This is a genomic window from Bacillus sp. S3 (assembly GCF_005154805.1).
GTDB lineage: Bacteria > Bacillota > Bacilli > Bacillales > Cytobacillaceae > Neobacillus.
Window position 1 is genome coordinate 5,152,582 of sequence record NZ_CP039727.1, and the last position, 14,802, is coordinate 5,167,383.

Sequence of the window (14,802 nt, forward strand, 5' to 3'; positions counted from 1 at the left end):
CCAATTTTTTAAAGGAGCACGTTATGTATGCTGAAAACTAGGTTTTTGAAATTGCTGACAACTAAATTAGGGGATGGGCGCTTTCTTCTGACGGCTCAGGATGAGCGTGGTGCCTATATGAACCCTTTCAGGTGGAAGAACCTCGTTTTTAGCAGCCATGAGGAAAGCTTCTTTGGGACGATTCTTGAGACGGAAACGGTGAACGACGTTGAGGGTGTTGTTGTGAGCGGCTGGCAGCTGGTTTCCCTTTTTGCCAAGGAGTCGTTTAACCGCTTTATTGAGTGGGATTGGAACGATCAGTCGGAGATTTGTCTGGCTGCTGCCTTCTCTCTTTACGAGGGCATCGTCGAAAAGGATTGGCTGCCGGATTTCTCGGTGTGGGAGCACGGTGAGTTCCGCTGGAAGCTGCCGGAACGGGTAAAGGATGAATTTGATCCCTCCTTTTGGGAACAAAAGATGGATGCTGATTCTAACGATGACCCCGCTGATGGCCATGAGGAAGAGGCTGATGATGATGTGGCAGAGGCTGATGACGGTGCCTCCGCTAGAGGTCTTGGCACGACCAAGAGCTATATTTCCGATTTATATAACAGCGCCCTTGATGCCTATTTGACCAGGAATTCAGCAATGAAGGAGCTGTTCGGCCCGAAACTGGAACTGCTGAAAAAGCAAAATATATCCGGTGTCGAATTGGCCCGTTATTTTGATGAAGAAAGCTGGCTTGAGTGGGTCGGAATTAAGGAAAGCGATACGCCCTTTACGATTGGGCTGAGGCTGGATGAACCTGTAGACGGTGAGGGCCCGTGGACCCTGGATGTATTTTTACGCGGGAAGAAAGATGTTGATCAGATTGTTGATATCGAAGGTTCGGCAAAGATTCCTGCGAAATGGCGTCCATTTTTAGAAAAGGTCGACCGTGAGCGGGAACGCTGGGTCCGGTTGATTCCGTGGCTGGGTGAGGATGGCTTTTTCAAGACGCATTTGACTGAGGAAGAAGCGTGGATGTTTTTAACAGAGGCCAGTGAGACGCTGCTGGCTTTGGATGTGGAGATCCTCCTCCCTTCCTGGTGGCAGGCGATGAAAAATGCCAATTTGAAGGTGAAGGCGTCGCTGAAGGGTTCCTCGAGCCACCGTCCATCGTTCGTCGGGCTGCAAGCGATGCTTGATTTCAATTGGCGCTTTTCGATGAACGGGGTCGATTTGTCCGAGGAGGAGTTTGGGAAGCTTGTCGAGGAGAAACGGCGGCTTGTCTATATCCGCGGCCGCTGGGTGAAGCTTGATCCGCAGTTTATTCGACAAATACAGGATTTGATGAAACGTGCCGAAAAGGAAGGGTTGCATGTCCGCGATTTGCTCGAGCAGGAGCTGGTAGAGAGCGGCGAGGCCGGGGAGGATGAACTGGAGAATCCGAAGGCGTTCGCGAAGATCCAAATCGAGCTGAATCGGCAATGGAAGCAAATGGTGAAGCAGCTGGCAGAGGTGCACGAGATTCCATTAGAAGACGTTCCGGCAGGGCTGAATGGCGAACTCCGCCCGTATCAGCAGCTTGGCATGAGCTGGCTCTGGTTCCTCCGGCAGTACGGCTTCGGCGCCTGCCTCGCTGACGACATGGGCCTCGGCAAAACCGTCCAACTCATCTCCTATCTATTGAAGGTCAAAGATGAAATGGCGGTGGATGACACCGTTGACGGTATTAACACAGTTGACACGGTGGAGAGTCAAGAAATGGTGCCTGACACCGTTAATGCTATTAACATAGTTGACACGGTAAATGCGGGTAATGCTACCGCGGTTAGCACTGTTAACAATGTGGGGAGTCACAAATTGGTGCCTGACACCGTTAACAAGGTTCCGACGAGGGCGGCGTTGATTATTTGTCCGACGTCGGTGCTGGGGAATTGGCAGAAGGAGTTGGAGCGTTTCGCTCCTGAGATGAAGGTGTATTTGCATTACGGGTCCAACCGCCTGAAGGAGGAGGCTTTTTCCGAGAAGGTTCACGCTGCCGATGTAGTGTTGACTTCGTATGGACTAAGCCACTTGGATTCCGAGGAGTTCGAGTCTAAAATTTGGAGTACGATTGCGATTGATGAGGCGCAGAATATCAAGAACGCGCAAACGAAGCAATCGAAGGCAGTAAGAAGGCTCCGCGGCAGCCACCACATCGCTTTAACGGGGACGCCGATGGAAAACCGCCTTTCCGAGCTATGGTCGATCTTCGATTTTGCCAATCACGGCTATCTTGGCAGCATGGGCCAATTCCAGAAAAAATTCGTCATTCCCATCGAAAAGGATGAGAAAAAGGAAAAGGTACAGCAGCTGCAATCATTGATTCGGCCGTTCCTGCTCCGGAGGACGAAAAAGGATGAAGAAGTCGCCCTGAATCTCCCTGATAAGCTGGAGCAAAAGGAGTACTGCCCATTGACCGCCGAACAGGCGTCGCTGTACGAGCAGTTGATCCACGATACATTTGCTGAAATTGAAAAATTATCGGGCTTTGAGCGCAAGGGGTTAATTTTGCAAATGCTCGGCCGCTTGAAGCAGCTTTGCAATCATCCAGCGCTTTATTTAAAAGAGCGGGCCGCGTCACGCGATCTTCTCGATCGTTCAAATAAGATGGAGAAGCTTGTCGAGCTGGTGGATGCGGTGTTGGAGCAGGGTGAAAGCTGTCTGATTTTCACACAATATATCGAGATGGGTGAAATGATCCGGACGACAGTGAAGAAAAAATTTGGCGTTGAGGTGCCATTTTTGAATGGAAGTGTACCAAAGGCGCAGCGTGATCGCATGATTGAGCGGTTCCAGGCCGGCGAGTTCCCGGTGTTCCTGCTGTCGTTGAAGGCGGGCGGAACCGGTTTGAATCTGACGGCGGCGAATCACGTCATTCACTATGACCGCTGGTGGAATCCGGCCGTTGAGAACCAGGCCACTGACCGCGCCTACCGGATTGGCCAGTCCAGGTTCGTCCACGTGCATAAGCTGATTTGCACCGGAACACTCGAGGAGAAAATTGACGCCATGCTCGAGAAAAAGCAGCATTTAAATGATCAAATTATTACAAGTGAAAACTGGATCACCGAGCTGTCGACTGATGAACTGAAGGACCTAGTTTATTTAGGGTGATGGCACCACTAAAAAATGAAATGGCCCAGTACTGTACTGGGCCATTCCTCCATTATGACTTGCCTAAATATTTTTCTTTAAAGATTGGACTAAGTTCACTCCACACATCAAATTTATTCCCATCTACATCATAAAAAACAAAGTTTCTCCCGGAATGTCCTCTGTCTTCAATCTCTCCCACTCTTACATCTTTTTCCTTAAAGTTCGTATGTATTTCTTCTAGAGCCTTTAATCCATTGACCTCGAATGTGATAGAAAAACGCTCTTCCCCATGCACATCATAGAAATTTGCACTTTGATTTTCTCTTGATTTAACGAGGAAAATACTTTGGTTCGCCAAATCAACAATGGCCTTTTCTTCATCTTTATAGTTTAACTCTGCCCCCAATTTGCTTACATACCATTCAGCAGAACGTTCTACATTTGAAACGGGGATATACGTAGTGCCTACCCGCAATAATTTTTCATTCACCCTATTTCTCCTCCTGTATTACCGATTAATCTATTTACCTAATCAGCCCCATTTTATCAAAAGTTAGTTTGAATAGGTGTGAATTTTTAGGAGGAATTCCATTGCAAAAGCAGGAACGGTATAACCTCAAGCATAAAGAAAACTCGCCGATTGGCGAGGACAGAGGCGAAGTTGCACTTATGCACGATAGGAAAGTTTATACTTTCCTATCTGCAAAAAAAGTAGAGAGTATTTCTCTCCTTGTTACTGAGGTTCATGTCCGTTAATAGGCGAACCAGTTGACGTATGTTCATTTACCCAATCAAGAGATACCTTCGAAACGGCTGACCAATCAGGGATTTGGTTGCTATGCTGCTCGACCCAACTCATACAATATTGTGGGTCAATGCTCTTTTCTAGGCATTGTGCTAAGAAAGACTGAATGTTTTTCTCCGTACAATTTTCCCATGAACCACACGTTTCAGCCCAAATACGTTCCATTTCCTGTTTAAAATCGTGTACCATCGTTCATTCCTCCTTGATTAAATCTACAAAATAAGTTTGTCCAAGGAGAAGAAATATATTTACAGAAGAGGTTCATAGCAATACAAATTCAAATCTATCCCATCATTTGCTGTGCCCCTTTGTAACCTAATTGGATTAAAAGTTGAATAATTAACTTCTTTATATAATTAATTATTGAATTCAGACACTTGTCCATTCAATATTTTTCCTACCATCATATAGTATTGCAATAATGGCAAAGATTCTCGTGATCGATTTGATAATTATGATTATTTTTTAGCCTTGAATACTTAATCAAAAGGAGGAGTAAGGAATGGAACCTGTAGTCACAGGTAATGATGATCAAGATCCATCGGAACTTGTAGCCCAAACAACTCGTATTAATGAACTAGTAGCTAACATGGTTAAACAAGAAATTTATTTAAAAGAGGAACTGGCAACCAAAAAAGATATAGCTTCACTTATTGCAGGCCTTGATAACAGCAATAAAGAAATAGCGGAATTCCAAGAGCAAATAGCCGCAATGCGAAAAACAAATGAAAATAATCAAACATTGATTGGCGAGTTAAGAAGTCTAGTAGCTGAGCAAGAATTGCAGCTTAAGAATCTAAAAGAAGTTATTGGCATTAAAGAACAAGTAATTACGTCATTTGCTGTAAGTCTAGAAAATAGCAAAAAGGAAATGGCAAAACTTCATAAACAACTAAACGAAATGAAATTTCCCAATAAAAATAAAAAATCATTAATTGGAGAGTCCAAAGAAAAAATGGATTCGTTAAGCGAGGTTGTATCTGTATTATCCGACGGTCAAAGTGAGCCAAAAACTAAGGAAGAAAAATCGGTGCAGAAAGCAGAGCGGAAATCTCAAAAGAAAATGCTTAAACAATTGCTGAAACAGCACCCAAAAGCGAATGACAAAGAATTAGCGGATCTATTAGGAGTAGACATTTCATATATGATCCAGCTTCGAAAAGAATTTGATAGTTGAATTATGTATGTCGCCATATGATGAGATGATCCAAAAGAAATTAAAGGGCTTCTAAAAGCCCTTTTTATCATTGTTACCACCGTTTTATCTTTCACCTTTACTCACTGGAAGCTCACCCCATAAAAAGGGTTTTCCCATACGTTCAGAAGTTTGGAGACCATCCCATCACTTTTTTACTTTTATTTTCTCGGGTATGGTCGTCCAGTACACGGGGTCTTCTAAGCCGAGCCGCCAAATCCCGATCCCCCGTAAGTTATATTTTTCTACAAGGTTGAGTTTAAACTCCAGACTATCGCTATTTTCAAACCATACCTCGTGGCTATGTTGTTCTTGATCTACGTAACTGAAATGAGGGGTTTGCGAACGGGAGTCCCATTGAACTTTCGCTTTGTATTTTTTCTTCTGATCCATTAACTCTTTATAGGAGCTATACTTGGCCTTGCCTGCTGTTGTATCCCAGTCCCATCCATAACTTGCGATACCGAGTAAAATTTTTGAAGATGGTACTTTATTTTTCAAAGCATAACGAATCGTTGCTTCAGTCCAATCGACTGATGCAGATGGACCGGGTTTTGTTCTAGGGTTGTGTTCATCGTATGTCATAATCATTAACCCATCTGAATATTGACCAAGTTTTTCGTAATCAAACCACGGCGACCAGGGATTTGCACGGGAATCACCTGTGTTTGCCGGGACTGAAACCGTCACTGCTTTTCCATCCTCGTGCAGTGCCTCAGTCAATTTTTTAATGAACAGACTAAAGGAATCTCGGTCCGTCAAATACAAATTTTCCATATCAATATTCATCCCGTCATATTGAAACTGCTTCATTTCATTGCGTAAGTTCTGAATGAAAACATTACGGTTGTTCTCGTTATCGAGTACAGTACTCGCTACCTGCTTGCCCTTCTCCACAGTTTCATAAAAGAGATTATGTACAACCATATATACCTTCATGTCTTTTTCATGAGCACGCTGAATAACCTTTTTCTTATGATCTGCGGTAACGGAATCGATCAGACTGCCCGGTCGTTTATCATCAAGCTTATACCAAAAGGGGGCAATAATGCTTAAACGGGCCGATTGCGAGTCAACGGTAGGTTGAGACCCTGGATACGTTCCTTCCTTTTCCGTATAGAACCCTAAAACCTCACGAGGCGTTTTATCCTTTTTGGGTTCCTTTTTTGATTGTACCTGACTGCAGGATGACAGTAGCAATAAGGCCATGCTTAAAGAAATGATCGTGAATGGCCGATAACATTTTTTCACTATAATACACCTTCTTCCTATTTCTTAAGTTGATTAGAAAAGGTGCATCTTATTCACGAATTGATTTTCCCATCAAAGGGCTGGTTTTTTTCATACACGAAATCCATTGAAATAAAAAATGGCTATCACCTTGATAGCCATTTTCGTAATTTATCTATTTTTTAATTTATACAGGAGTGTGGCGAACACGTTGGCGCCGATAAATATAAAGTTTCCTTGTGCGTTAAAACTCAACTGCTGCTCCTCAAAACTCATTTTATCATACATTTCATCCTGCCTGATTCCTTGCTCCCGCCGCTTTTTATCCATCTTTTTCAATTCCTTAATATAGGAATACTGCATTGGCAGCAACAATAACGATAATAGAACGTAGCCGCCAAGCGCCCATAACGTCACCGATAAACCCATTCAGTTCAACCCCTTTTTATTTTTTTGAAAAAGTAATACATGCGACGCAACGATTTACTGGATTATATGTCCCTCTCGCGTATTTTTTCCGAAAGTAATTGATAAAATTGCTGCGGCTCATCGAGGCGGAGGTGTGCCTTGCTCACTTTTTTCTTGATTCCGTACATAAAGCTGGCCTCGAGCGGTTGATGAAACTCGATTTCAAACGTAGGCTTTTCTTTTATAAAATCCGCTGCGGTTGCATCGAAAACATGTCTTGCTTCCGCTTTTGTTAATTTTTCAGGGCCTTGATAATAGTGAAAACTTTTAATTTCCTCAAGAGGAACGGTTACCTGCCTCGTGATGCCGACCTGCAAATAGACATGCTGATCGGTAATCCTAATGGGGCACAGCCTGATTGCCTGAATTTCTGCCACGAAGAAAAATAAGGTGTACAAGTTTAATACTAATGCAATGATGGCTACAGTGGGATTCCACGAATGAAGCAAGAAGTGAAACCCTACCGATTCCAATACAATTGCGTGAATCAGCATGACGTAGACGGCGATGGCTCCGGTTTTTTTATGATACGTGAACGTTTGCGCATCATTTACCGGCTTTTTTCTCCACGAAAATAAGCTGTAATAATACATCGCCATTTCTGAAAAAAGGATCTCGCGCATCCTCGATGATTCCAGATGCTGATTCCATGCTTCCGCCATGCGATGATGAAAAGTTGGATTGGCGGTTGCGGCATTAAGGTAGCTTTTCAAGATTGCCGGTATTCTCACGATTAGTTGATAGACAATGTAAAGTTCAATTAGGAGGAATGCTCCCTCACCGGCAAATACGATATATTTTACAAACGAATAGTCTGACATGTGGCCTTGTGGAATAATTAGTACCGCGGCGCCATACCCCGCAAGCATGACGGGCAGTAGAGTTTTAAGGGAGTACCGCTTTCGGATGATAAAAAGGTAAACGAGTAAAGGGGTGGTAATGATGAAGTCGAATAAGGAGCCCAAGGCCATTCCTGATGGAAGCGGGGCCGCCCACTCAACCCGGTAAACTATCACATTTGAACCTAACACCAAGGACAGTAATAAGCCGAACCAAAGCCACTTCTTTTTCGGAATCGTTAGCATGTTTTCCTCCTGGGAACCGATCTGTTTATAGTTCCATTTTAACATAAATATCCAATTGACAAAAACAAAAAAGACAAATAAAAAAAGACATCCACAGCCCAAAACCACCTTAACCACCTAAAACCACCTTTTCACCGTCAAAACATTAGAATGGGTGTCAGGCACCGTTTCTCATATATTGATGTTTTAAAGGTGGGAAATGAGGGTATAGGAGGGAAAAGGGATAAAAAAAGAGACCTAACGCTTTTTTGAAGTGTTAGATCTCTTTTTGGAACTTTTCGTTTCTCGAAGTAACGTTCTATTCTAGAATGGTGATTTTTACGGTTTTTCTGCCCCAAGCATACGCGGCTGCCTTTGTTGGCATTAACACGTCGATTTTGTGGCCTTTAATTGCGCCGCCAGTATCGCCGGCAACAGCCACGCCGTAGCCTTCTACCCATACTTTACTGCCCATAGGGATAACCGATGGATCGACGGCAATCAATTTCATATTCGGATTGGCGGCAATATCGTAGCCTGCTGCCGTAATCGTTCCTCCGTCAAATGGAGTATAAGCAGTCGCCGTCACGTACATTTCTTTTCCTTTTATCGCCACACCAATATTATTCTGAGACGATGAAGCTGGCGCTGCTGATGCAGTCCGTGCTTTTGCCGCTGCCTGCTCCATGCTGATTTTTGCTTGAATATCTTTCATTTGGCCTTCGATGCCGGCCTTTTCTTGCTCGGCAAGTGCCACTTGCTGTGCGATTTGAGTATACTTTTCTTGCATGACAGTCAGCGATTGCTGTCTTTTTTGCATGTTTTGATCAAGTACGGTCTGCTGTGCAGCCAGCGCCTCTTGTCCTTCTTCTAATACTCTTTCTTGACGATCGATCTCTTCTTTATCTTTTTCAATCTGTTTCAAGTCAGCCTTTTGTGCTGTCAAAATATCTTTATCCGCATCCATTAATGTGGACGCAGCACTGGCCCGCTGGATAAAGTCTGAGATACTGTCAGATTCAAAGAATAGGTTGACAATGAGATTGACATTGCTATTTTGCTGCATCGCAACCGCACGTTTTTTCATAATATCTTGTCGGCCAAGCATTTTGTCCTCAAGCACAACGATCTCTTCTTTTTTCGCTTCAATGAGTTTGTTCGTTTCATCGATTTTCGCTTGAGTCTTTGTCATTTCGTCTTTGTTCTTTGTAATCTCACTGTAAAGAGATTCTAATTCTTGTTGAATATTTTGTATTTCTTTATTTACCGATTGCTTTTCTTGTTCCTTTTGCTCTACTAATCTACTTTTTTCTTGTAGCTGCTGCTGTGCATTATGTAGGGCATCGCTGTTTGTTTGTGCATATGTAACCATTGAACCTGATACACATAACATCAATGTAAGTAACACGAGAGTGATACGCTTGCTAGTCGTTTGCATACACTTTCTCCTTTCCTTAGTAACCTAGTTATATCAAAACAATGTACCAGTTATGTTACAAAAATATTAAAAGTGTATCACAATTTGTCTTATTTCACGAAAAAGTGTCTAAACTGTGGCATAACAGCGTCTATCTTTGGGACAAATAAATCAGTACTTTTATCACGGTGCAAATAGTACAAAGGGTGTCAGGCACCATCCGTGGACAGTGTCCATCTTGGGTGGACATGGTACACAAAAAAGGTTCAGGATGCATCAACCATCCGGAACCTTTTCTTTAGATTTAGATATATTACTGTTTTTGTAGACGATGGAGCGAGGTGATGGTCGTCTTCTCGATCCCGTTCAAGTATTTTCTTGTTGTTTGAATTTCCTAGAATGTATATATTATTCCTCCCCTAGTTCCTCCTCCAGTTTCTTCCTCTCCTCCAGGACGCGCTCATTCTTCCGCTTTCTTGGCCGGGTTTTCCGATGAGGGGGAAGTGCCAGGAAGGAAACCTTTGTTCCTTCTTTCATAATAAAATGGGACAGTTCTTCGTAGGCCTCTTCTTCCGTTAGAGTGCCGCCGTCTTTGGAAATACTTATTGTTCGGTTTTCAAGGCTAGCCTCGAATGTATAATCAGAGTAATGCAAAGAAATATGAGTGCCGTCTTCCAGAGGAAAAGATTGATAGGAAGAGTCCTTTGATGATGTGGGTGACTGATGTGTAAGTTGGAGTGCATCATGAAAGCTCGGTTTAGATGTAATGGGTGAATCCCGGCTGTCGACCTGCTTTCCCAGGACGATTATAGAATTTATTTTTCTCAAAAAAATACCCCCAATATTTACAGTAATCGATTAATTTTTACAATAATCGCCCATTATTATTCGACAATAATTTTTCTTTCCCCTGCCAACCAAACTTCTAAAATATGTATTTTTTATGACCGTGCATATTTCCCACATTTAAAAATGTGCGTAACTGGCACAATTGCGCCCTACAGACCGTTAAACCGCTAAGTTTAAAACATCAATGGTTTTGACGGCGGTGAAAAAGATGGCTTTATCGGAAAAATTAAAGGAACTTCGCGAGAAGCAAAACTGGTCGCAGGAAACACTTGCAAGCATGATGAATATGCACCGTTCAACGGTTAGTCGCTATGAAAATGCCAAAGCAATTCCTAATTATCAAACGGTCATTCGTTTTGCAGAAGTATACAAGGTAGACAAGGAGTATTTGGTCGAGGAGCTTGATCGACTGCTGCCAAACGTCGAGGCGCCGGGCTACGTACTGAAGGAAAACCCGGAGGATCCCGATATGGGCAGGATCCTTCAGCTTTTGGAAAATGAACCGGAACTAAAAAAGGCCCTCGTCGATCTTTCCCTCGTCGGACCGAAACGCAGGCGCTTTTTTTCAGATGCTATTACAAGCTTTATTAAGTTAGAAAAGAGACATAAAGACAAATTCTAAAGAAAACTCGCCGATTGGCGAGCCGTTAGGCGCTGACAGATGCGTAGTTGCTCTTATGCGCAGGATGAAAGTTTATACTTTCTTCCCAGCTAAAACAAAGAAGCCGCTGACACAAGTTCAGCGGCTTCATAAAAAAAAACAGGGGGGTTTTTCTAATAGTTTTCCCCACTGGCTGATTTTTAAACATGGAAATTTATATTTTTTTGAAAATAATCTCCGCGGCCGCTTCGCATGTTTGCAACCAGCCTGTGATTTGGTACCCTTTATTTTAAATCTGCCCCTATTATTTGCAAATTCAAAAACCCCCTGTTCGCGCCAGCATTTTAACGAAAAAAAATCCGGCAGCTAACCTGCCGGAAATTTGGAGATGATGACGGAGGGATGTTTGATTTTCTCTAACAACCGAAACCGTTGCGGGGATGTTTTTTCCAAAAATAAAGCAACTCATGAAGTAGATCTGTGGTGTAAATTGTCGAATACTGTACTTTTTCAAAGATGTATAGGAAATTTGTTTGCATGTTCGTGTGGGTGTCTGGAGTAAATTTGGGTGGGGCCTCGTTGCTTGAATTCTAGTTCCTGCTCTCTTATTAGCCATTCCAACTGATTGACGCGCTTTTGCAAGCTGTCGACGTTTTTATTTGCTTTTCCAACCATTTTTATTAAGCTTTCCAGCAGTTGCTCCAGGTTTCTGGCGGCTTCATCTTTCATTTCCAATTGGCACTTCCTCCTTCTTTGGCTCAGGAGGAGAATTGTTCGGTTTGGCACTCAGGAAGCGAACCGCATCCGCAATTACCTCGGTGACGTACACCCTCTTGCCCTCACGATTATCATAATAGCGGGTTTGCAGCCTGCCGGTAATTCCAACAATCGACCCCTTTCGACAATATTGGCATGTATTCTCCGCTGCCTTTCGCCATATCGTACATTGAACGAAATCGGCTTCAATTTCTCCATTATGGTTGCGAAAATGGCGGTTTACTGCCACCGTTATTTGGGTGACAGCCGTCCCATCCGGCGTCTTGTTTAACTCGGGATCACGGGTTAATCGGCCGACAAGTGTAACCTGATTGATCATGTCTTCAACTCCTTTCGGTGATGGCTTAATCATAGCCCCTCGATGGAATTGTTGTAAAATCGCGATAAAGCCATTATCAGGGAGGTTTTTGTCGGAATTTTTGCAGTTTCGAGGAGTTTTTTGTCAATATAAGGGGTCCTTTTTCCATTTATCGCATATTATCGAAATATGGCCAGATATTTTTCGACATTTGCTTTTTCCCGCTGTATGTTATAATTTAGGAAAAATGAACAGGAGGATCGCATGAAAACTTTTAAGTTATACTCATTGGATGTTGTGGAAGAAGACGCTGCGGTTGAGGTTCCGTTGGTCGACGGTTTGATTTTGAATAAAGAAGATGATCGCTCCACTTGGCTGATTGAGGCTTATACCGACCTGTCCCTTTATGATTATTTCAAAAAAATTTCCGAGCAAAACCGCGACATCATTGTCGAAGCGGTGATTACAAAAAAAGAAAACGCCCCTGCCTATTTTCAAACGAAGATTTGCAACTTGCTAAAATTCGAAAACTATATAAGTGTGTTATTTCAAGGCCATTTACGCCGCAATAAAAGTGATTATTCCGAGCTCCTGCTCGACAACCTGATGCAAAAAGGGCTTTCAGGAGCAGAACTTCTCACTGAATTTAAAGAAAAAATGAAGAGTAAGCCAAAAATTAAAGTAAAAAATCCGTAATCGATTTGCCACAAACCAGTCCTCGCGCTGGTTTTTATTGTGGCGAAAAAGAGGGAGGATTTACATTTTTGTTGATTTTTTGACAAATCCTAGCGATACTATTAGTATTGTTCAAATATTGTAAAAGGAGGTAATAAAGTGGAAAGTTCTATTGGAATTATTATCAGTTTAATTATGGCTATTTATTTATTTATTGACGCGCCGAAGCATAATAAGAGCCGCTGGCTATGGGCGATTTTAGGATTAATCTTCGGTCCAATTGCTGTAGGGATTTACTTGATCAAAACTGGACGGAAAGTCCTCGGGTGGATTATAACCATCGTGGCAATCTTGCTATATATCTTATTCATCTTCCTAATCGTTGTCGCAGCATTCCTATTCTCCACCGGCGGAGCATTCTAACCTCAGTGTGTTAGAAAGGGTGTCAGGCACCATTAATGGAGTAGTCACTATCCTTATGTTGGTAAGGGTGTCAGGCACCGGAGTCGGTGCCTGACTTTTTTTGTTTTTTTTGTTCTTTGTCCGGTTGTTTGTCTTTGTTCGGTTTTACTCGTCTTTGTTGTCTCGGTCGTTGCGGTCGATGTCATCCTCGATGATATCTTCCCTTGGTGTGTTGTTGTCCTTCCCAGGGTCTTTGTCTGTAGGTGTGTTTTTGTCCTCTGACTCTGGATAGTGACGGTTGTTGTCTAGGTTGTTATTTAAGTTGTTATCCAGGTTGTTATTCCTGTTGTTATTCATATTATCATTTAAATCGTTATCTGCCGGTGTGTTAACATTATTATTCGTTGGCGGTGGCGGATTTTGATTATCATTGTTACAGCCAACTAGCAATACAGCCGAGAAGAGTGATCCGGCAAGCATTAAGAATAACTTTTTCTTCAAGCGAAAAGCCCCTTTCACCACAAAATTGACCTAAAATGGTCTTTTTTTAGCATCCCCACTGCTTTATAAATGTTTACAGGAATCTTTATCCAATGGCTAAAGGGGCATTGTCTTCATTCATTCCTGCGCTTGTCTGCCCAATAGATCCCTTCTAATGGACATTTCCTCAATTCCAACGCTATTTTGTCCAATAGATCTCTTCCAAAAACAAAAAAACACAAGATTTCCTATGGGAAATCTTGTGTTTAACGGTTAGTCTACTTACTGTTCACTTATCCAACTAGCACGCTTCGGCGCGGAATTATTCCTTTTTCTCGCCTAATGCAAAGGTGATGTCGGCTTCGCAGGCAATCTCGCCGTCAACGGTTGCAACAGCTTTGCCCTTGCCGATTGGTCCGCGCAGGCGCACCATTTCGACCTCAAGGCGCAGCTGGTCGCCGGGCTTGACTTGCTTTTTAAAGCGGCAATTGTCGATGCCTGCAAAAAAGGCTAAGCGGCCGCGGTTTTCTTCTTTTTTCAAAACAGCGACAGCGCCGACCTGCGCAAGTGCTTCTACGATTAAAACGCCAGGCATCACCGGATAGTCGGGAAAATGCCCATTGAAAAATTCTTCGTTGGCGGAAACATTTTTAATGCCGACGGCTCTTTTTCCTTCTTCCACTTCCAAAATGCGATCGACCAGCAAAAAGGGATAGCGGTGGGGAATAATTTCTTTGATTTGTTCGATATCGAGCATAGAATTAGTACCTCCTACTAGTATTTACTCCCTATTTTACTATTAAAGGCATACAAAAGGGAAGGGCAATCGCAAGGCCCTTCCCGATTATTTCTTCTCGACTAAATCGAGTATATGTGTCCAAGTTGATTGTTTAAAAACATCTGCCATTTTCCCGCCGCCAAGCATCCCGTATCCGACGGCTGCACCAGACGTCACACTGGCAAAAATCAAGACAACTAAAAGAAGCAGACGAAGCCAAATCGGGATTAAGCGAATCCGGACCCGCCTATTTGAATGCGGCGCGGCCGCGGCCTTTTCCCCATCCGCCTGCAACTTTTCGCTCTTGCTCTTTTGATCCTCATCGAGCTTTGCCTTTTTATATTCTTCCCTCGTTCGTGCTTGTTGGTGATTCAGATTATCTACAGACATTCCTAATTCCCCTTTAACCGGATTCCGTTCATTCCGCGAGTTATTACATATTATAACCGATTTATTTTATAAAAATTGCTAATCTAAAAAGTTCATTATCTCTATTATAAAAAATTATACAGCATTAGACATTAATTTTTTACAGAAAAAAGTCATTTCTTGCAAAAATGGCTCAAAATTTGACGATTGGAGCGGGATTTTGGGGTTCGGGGAAATTTGGAAACCCGAGCAAAAAAATAAAAAAGCCCAATGATTGAGGCCAGCCCAGCCT

Annotated in this window: 18 protein-coding genes; 6 read left to right on the top strand and 12 right to left on the bottom strand. The window is 42.9% G+C overall.

Annotation, left to right across the window (positions count from 1 at the left end; all coding sequences use genetic code 11):
• Nucleotides 1–27 precede the first annotated feature (27 nt).
• Nucleotides 28–3,120: a DEAD/DEAH box helicase gene (locus FAY30_RS24555; RefSeq protein ID WP_149872300.1), complete on the top strand. Its 3,093-nt coding sequence runs from the start codon at nucleotides 28–30 to the stop codon at nucleotides 3,118–3,120.
• 52 nt (nucleotides 3,121–3,172) lie between these two features.
• On the opposite strand, the gene FAY30_RS24560 is transcribed toward FAY30_RS24555, so the two are convergent.
• The gene (locus FAY30_RS24560) at nucleotides 3,173–3,592 is read right to left on the bottom strand and encodes a VOC family protein (protein ID WP_149872301.1); all 420 of its coding nucleotides are present in this window, start codon (nucleotides 3,590–3,592) and stop codon (nucleotides 3,173–3,175) included.
• A gap of 101 nt (nucleotides 3,593–3,693) precedes the next feature.
• Here FAY30_RS24560 and FAY30_RS27380 point away from each other — a divergent pair, with 101 nt between their 5' ends.
• Entirely contained in the window at nucleotides 3,694–3,858 is a 165-nt protein-coding gene (locus FAY30_RS27380; RefSeq protein WP_190284771.1) for a hypothetical protein, read from the top strand.
• Here the strand turns inward: FAY30_RS27380 and FAY30_RS24565 are convergent.
• The gene (locus FAY30_RS24565) at nucleotides 3,836–4,096 is read right to left on the bottom strand and encodes a hypothetical protein (RefSeq protein ID WP_149872302.1); all 261 of its coding nucleotides are present in this window, start codon (nucleotides 4,094–4,096) and stop codon (nucleotides 3,836–3,838) included. The two genes, FAY30_RS27380 and FAY30_RS24565, sit on opposite strands and share 23 nt — an antisense overlap.
• 313 nt (nucleotides 4,097–4,409) lie before the next feature.
• On the opposite strand from FAY30_RS24565, the gene FAY30_RS24570 reads away from it, so the two are divergent.
• Complete coding sequence (locus tag FAY30_RS24570; protein WP_149872303.1) at nucleotides 4,410–5,084, top strand: coiled-coil domain-containing protein; 675 nt, start codon at nucleotides 4,410–4,412, stop codon at nucleotides 5,082–5,084.
• A gap of 165 nt (nucleotides 5,085–5,249) precedes the next feature.
• Here the strand turns inward: FAY30_RS24570 and FAY30_RS24575 are convergent, their stop codons facing one another.
• The 5 genes from FAY30_RS24575 to FAY30_RS24595 form a co-directional block, all read right to left on the bottom strand.
• Entirely contained in the window at nucleotides 5,250–6,353 is a 1,104-nt protein-coding gene (locus FAY30_RS24575) for a glycosyl hydrolase family 18 protein (protein ID WP_223820845.1), read from the bottom strand.
• 150 nt (nucleotides 6,354–6,503) lie between these two features.
• Nucleotides 6,504–6,761: a DUF3949 domain-containing protein gene (locus FAY30_RS24580; RefSeq protein ID WP_149872304.1), complete on the bottom strand. Its 258-nt coding sequence runs from the start codon at nucleotides 6,759–6,761 to the stop codon at nucleotides 6,504–6,506.
• A gap of 62 nt (nucleotides 6,762–6,823) precedes the next feature.
• The gene (locus FAY30_RS24585; protein WP_149872305.1) at nucleotides 6,824–7,885 is read right to left on the bottom strand and encodes a hypothetical protein; all 1,062 of its coding nucleotides are present in this window, start codon (nucleotides 7,883–7,885) and stop codon (nucleotides 6,824–6,826) included.
• A gap of 298 nt (nucleotides 7,886–8,183) precedes the next feature.
• The gene (locus FAY30_RS24590) at nucleotides 8,184–9,302 is read right to left on the bottom strand and encodes a 3D domain-containing protein (protein WP_149872306.1); all 1,119 of its coding nucleotides are present in this window, start codon (nucleotides 9,300–9,302) and stop codon (nucleotides 8,184–8,186) included.
• Nucleotides 9,303–9,689: 387 nt separating this feature from the next.
• A complete protein-coding gene (locus FAY30_RS24595; protein ID WP_149872307.1) occupies nucleotides 9,690–10,109 on the bottom strand; it encodes a hypothetical protein in 420 nt (139 codons plus the stop codon).
• Nucleotides 10,110–10,338: 229 nt separating this feature from the next.
• Here FAY30_RS24595 and FAY30_RS24600 point away from each other — a divergent pair, with 229 nt between their 5' ends.
• On the top strand, nucleotides 10,339–10,752 hold the full coding sequence (locus FAY30_RS24600; RefSeq protein ID WP_190284772.1) for a helix-turn-helix domain-containing protein: 414 nt from the start codon (nucleotides 10,339–10,341) through the stop codon (nucleotides 10,750–10,752).
• Between the two features lie 489 nt (nucleotides 10,753–11,241).
• Here FAY30_RS24600 and FAY30_RS24610 read toward each other — a convergent pair whose 3' ends face one another.
• Nucleotides 11,242–11,466 (bottom strand): hypothetical protein, encoded by a 225-nt coding sequence (locus FAY30_RS24610; RefSeq protein WP_149872310.1) that lies wholly within the window; start codon nucleotides 11,464–11,466, stop codon nucleotides 11,242–11,244.
• Nucleotides 11,450–11,827, bottom strand: a complete 378-nt coding sequence (locus FAY30_RS24615; RefSeq protein ID WP_149872311.1) for a single-stranded DNA-binding protein — start codon at nucleotides 11,825–11,827, stop codon at nucleotides 11,450–11,452. The genes FAY30_RS24610 and FAY30_RS24615 overlap by 17 nt, the downstream gene beginning before the upstream one ends.
• A gap of 243 nt (nucleotides 11,828–12,070) precedes the next feature.
• On the opposite strand from FAY30_RS24615, the gene FAY30_RS24620 reads away from it, so the two are divergent.
• Together FAY30_RS24620 and FAY30_RS24625 are read left to right on the top strand one after the other, a co-directional pair.
• Nucleotides 12,071–12,502 carry a YwpF-like family protein gene (locus FAY30_RS24620; protein WP_149872312.1) on the top strand — a complete coding sequence of 144 codons (432 nt, stop codon included), beginning with the start codon at nucleotides 12,071–12,073 and terminating at the stop codon, nucleotides 12,500–12,502.
• Between the two features lie 138 nt (nucleotides 12,503–12,640).
• Complete coding sequence (locus tag FAY30_RS24625) at nucleotides 12,641–12,904, top strand: hypothetical protein (protein ID WP_223820846.1); 264 nt, start codon at nucleotides 12,641–12,643, stop codon at nucleotides 12,902–12,904.
• Between the two features lie 144 nt (nucleotides 12,905–13,048).
• Here the strand turns inward: FAY30_RS24625 and FAY30_RS24630 are convergent, their stop codons facing one another.
• From FAY30_RS24630 to FAY30_RS24640, 3 genes are all read right to left on the bottom strand, one after another.
• Nucleotides 13,049–13,384, bottom strand: coding sequence for a hypothetical protein (locus tag FAY30_RS24630; RefSeq protein WP_223820847.1), 336 nt, complete (start codon nucleotides 13,382–13,384; stop codon nucleotides 13,049–13,051).
• Between the two features lie 301 nt (nucleotides 13,385–13,685).
• On the bottom strand, nucleotides 13,686–14,120 hold the full coding sequence (gene fabZ / locus FAY30_RS24635; protein ID WP_149872313.1) for a 3-hydroxyacyl-ACP dehydratase FabZ: 435 nt from the start codon (nucleotides 14,118–14,120) through the stop codon (nucleotides 13,686–13,688).
• An 87-nt stretch (nucleotides 14,121–14,207) separates the two neighbouring features.
• The gene (locus FAY30_RS24640; protein WP_149872314.1) at nucleotides 14,208–14,531 is read right to left on the bottom strand and encodes a DNA-directed RNA polymerase subunit beta; all 324 of its coding nucleotides are present in this window, start codon (nucleotides 14,529–14,531) and stop codon (nucleotides 14,208–14,210) included.
• Nucleotides 14,532–14,802: the final 271 nt, after the last annotated feature.

Excerpts from the sequence above, each read along its gene's own strand:
- FAY30_RS24620 (WP_149872312.1), top strand. The coding sequence starts at position 12,071 with ATGAAAACTTTTAAGTTATACTCATTGGATGTTGTGGAAGAAGACGCT.
- FAY30_RS24640 (WP_149872314.1), bottom strand. The coding sequence starts at position 14,531 with ATGTCTGTAGATAATCTGAATCACCAACAAGCACGAACGAGGGAAGAA.
- FAY30_RS24570 (WP_149872303.1), top strand. The coding sequence starts at position 4,410 with ATGGAACCTGTAGTCACAGGTAATGATGATCAAGATCCATCGGAACTT.
- FAY30_RS24585 (WP_149872305.1), bottom strand. The coding sequence starts at position 7,885 with ATGCTAACGATTCCGAAAAAGAAGTGGCTTTGGTTCGGCTTATTACTG.
- FAY30_RS24580 (WP_149872304.1), bottom strand. The coding sequence starts at position 6,761 with ATGGGTTTATCGGTGACGTTATGGGCGCTTGGCGGCTACGTTCTATTA.
- FAY30_RS24565 (WP_149872302.1), bottom strand. The coding sequence starts at position 4,096 with ATGGTACACGATTTTAAACAGGAAATGGAACGTATTTGGGCTGAAACG.
- fabZ (WP_149872313.1), bottom strand. The coding sequence starts at position 14,120 with ATGCTCGATATCGAACAAATCAAAGAAATTATTCCCCACCGCTATCCC.
- FAY30_RS24600 (WP_190284772.1), top strand. The coding sequence starts at position 10,339 with ATGGCTTTATCGGAAAAATTAAAGGAACTTCGCGAGAAGCAAAACTGG.
- FAY30_RS24615 (WP_149872311.1), bottom strand. The coding sequence starts at position 11,827 with ATGATCAATCAGGTTACACTTGTCGGCCGATTAACCCGTGATCCCGAG.
- FAY30_RS24590 (WP_149872306.1), bottom strand. The coding sequence starts at position 9,302 with ATGCAAACGACTAGCAAGCGTATCACTCTCGTGTTACTTACATTGATG.
- FAY30_RS24555 (WP_149872300.1), top strand. The coding sequence starts at position 28 with ATGCTGAAAACTAGGTTTTTGAAATTGCTGACAACTAAATTAGGGGAT.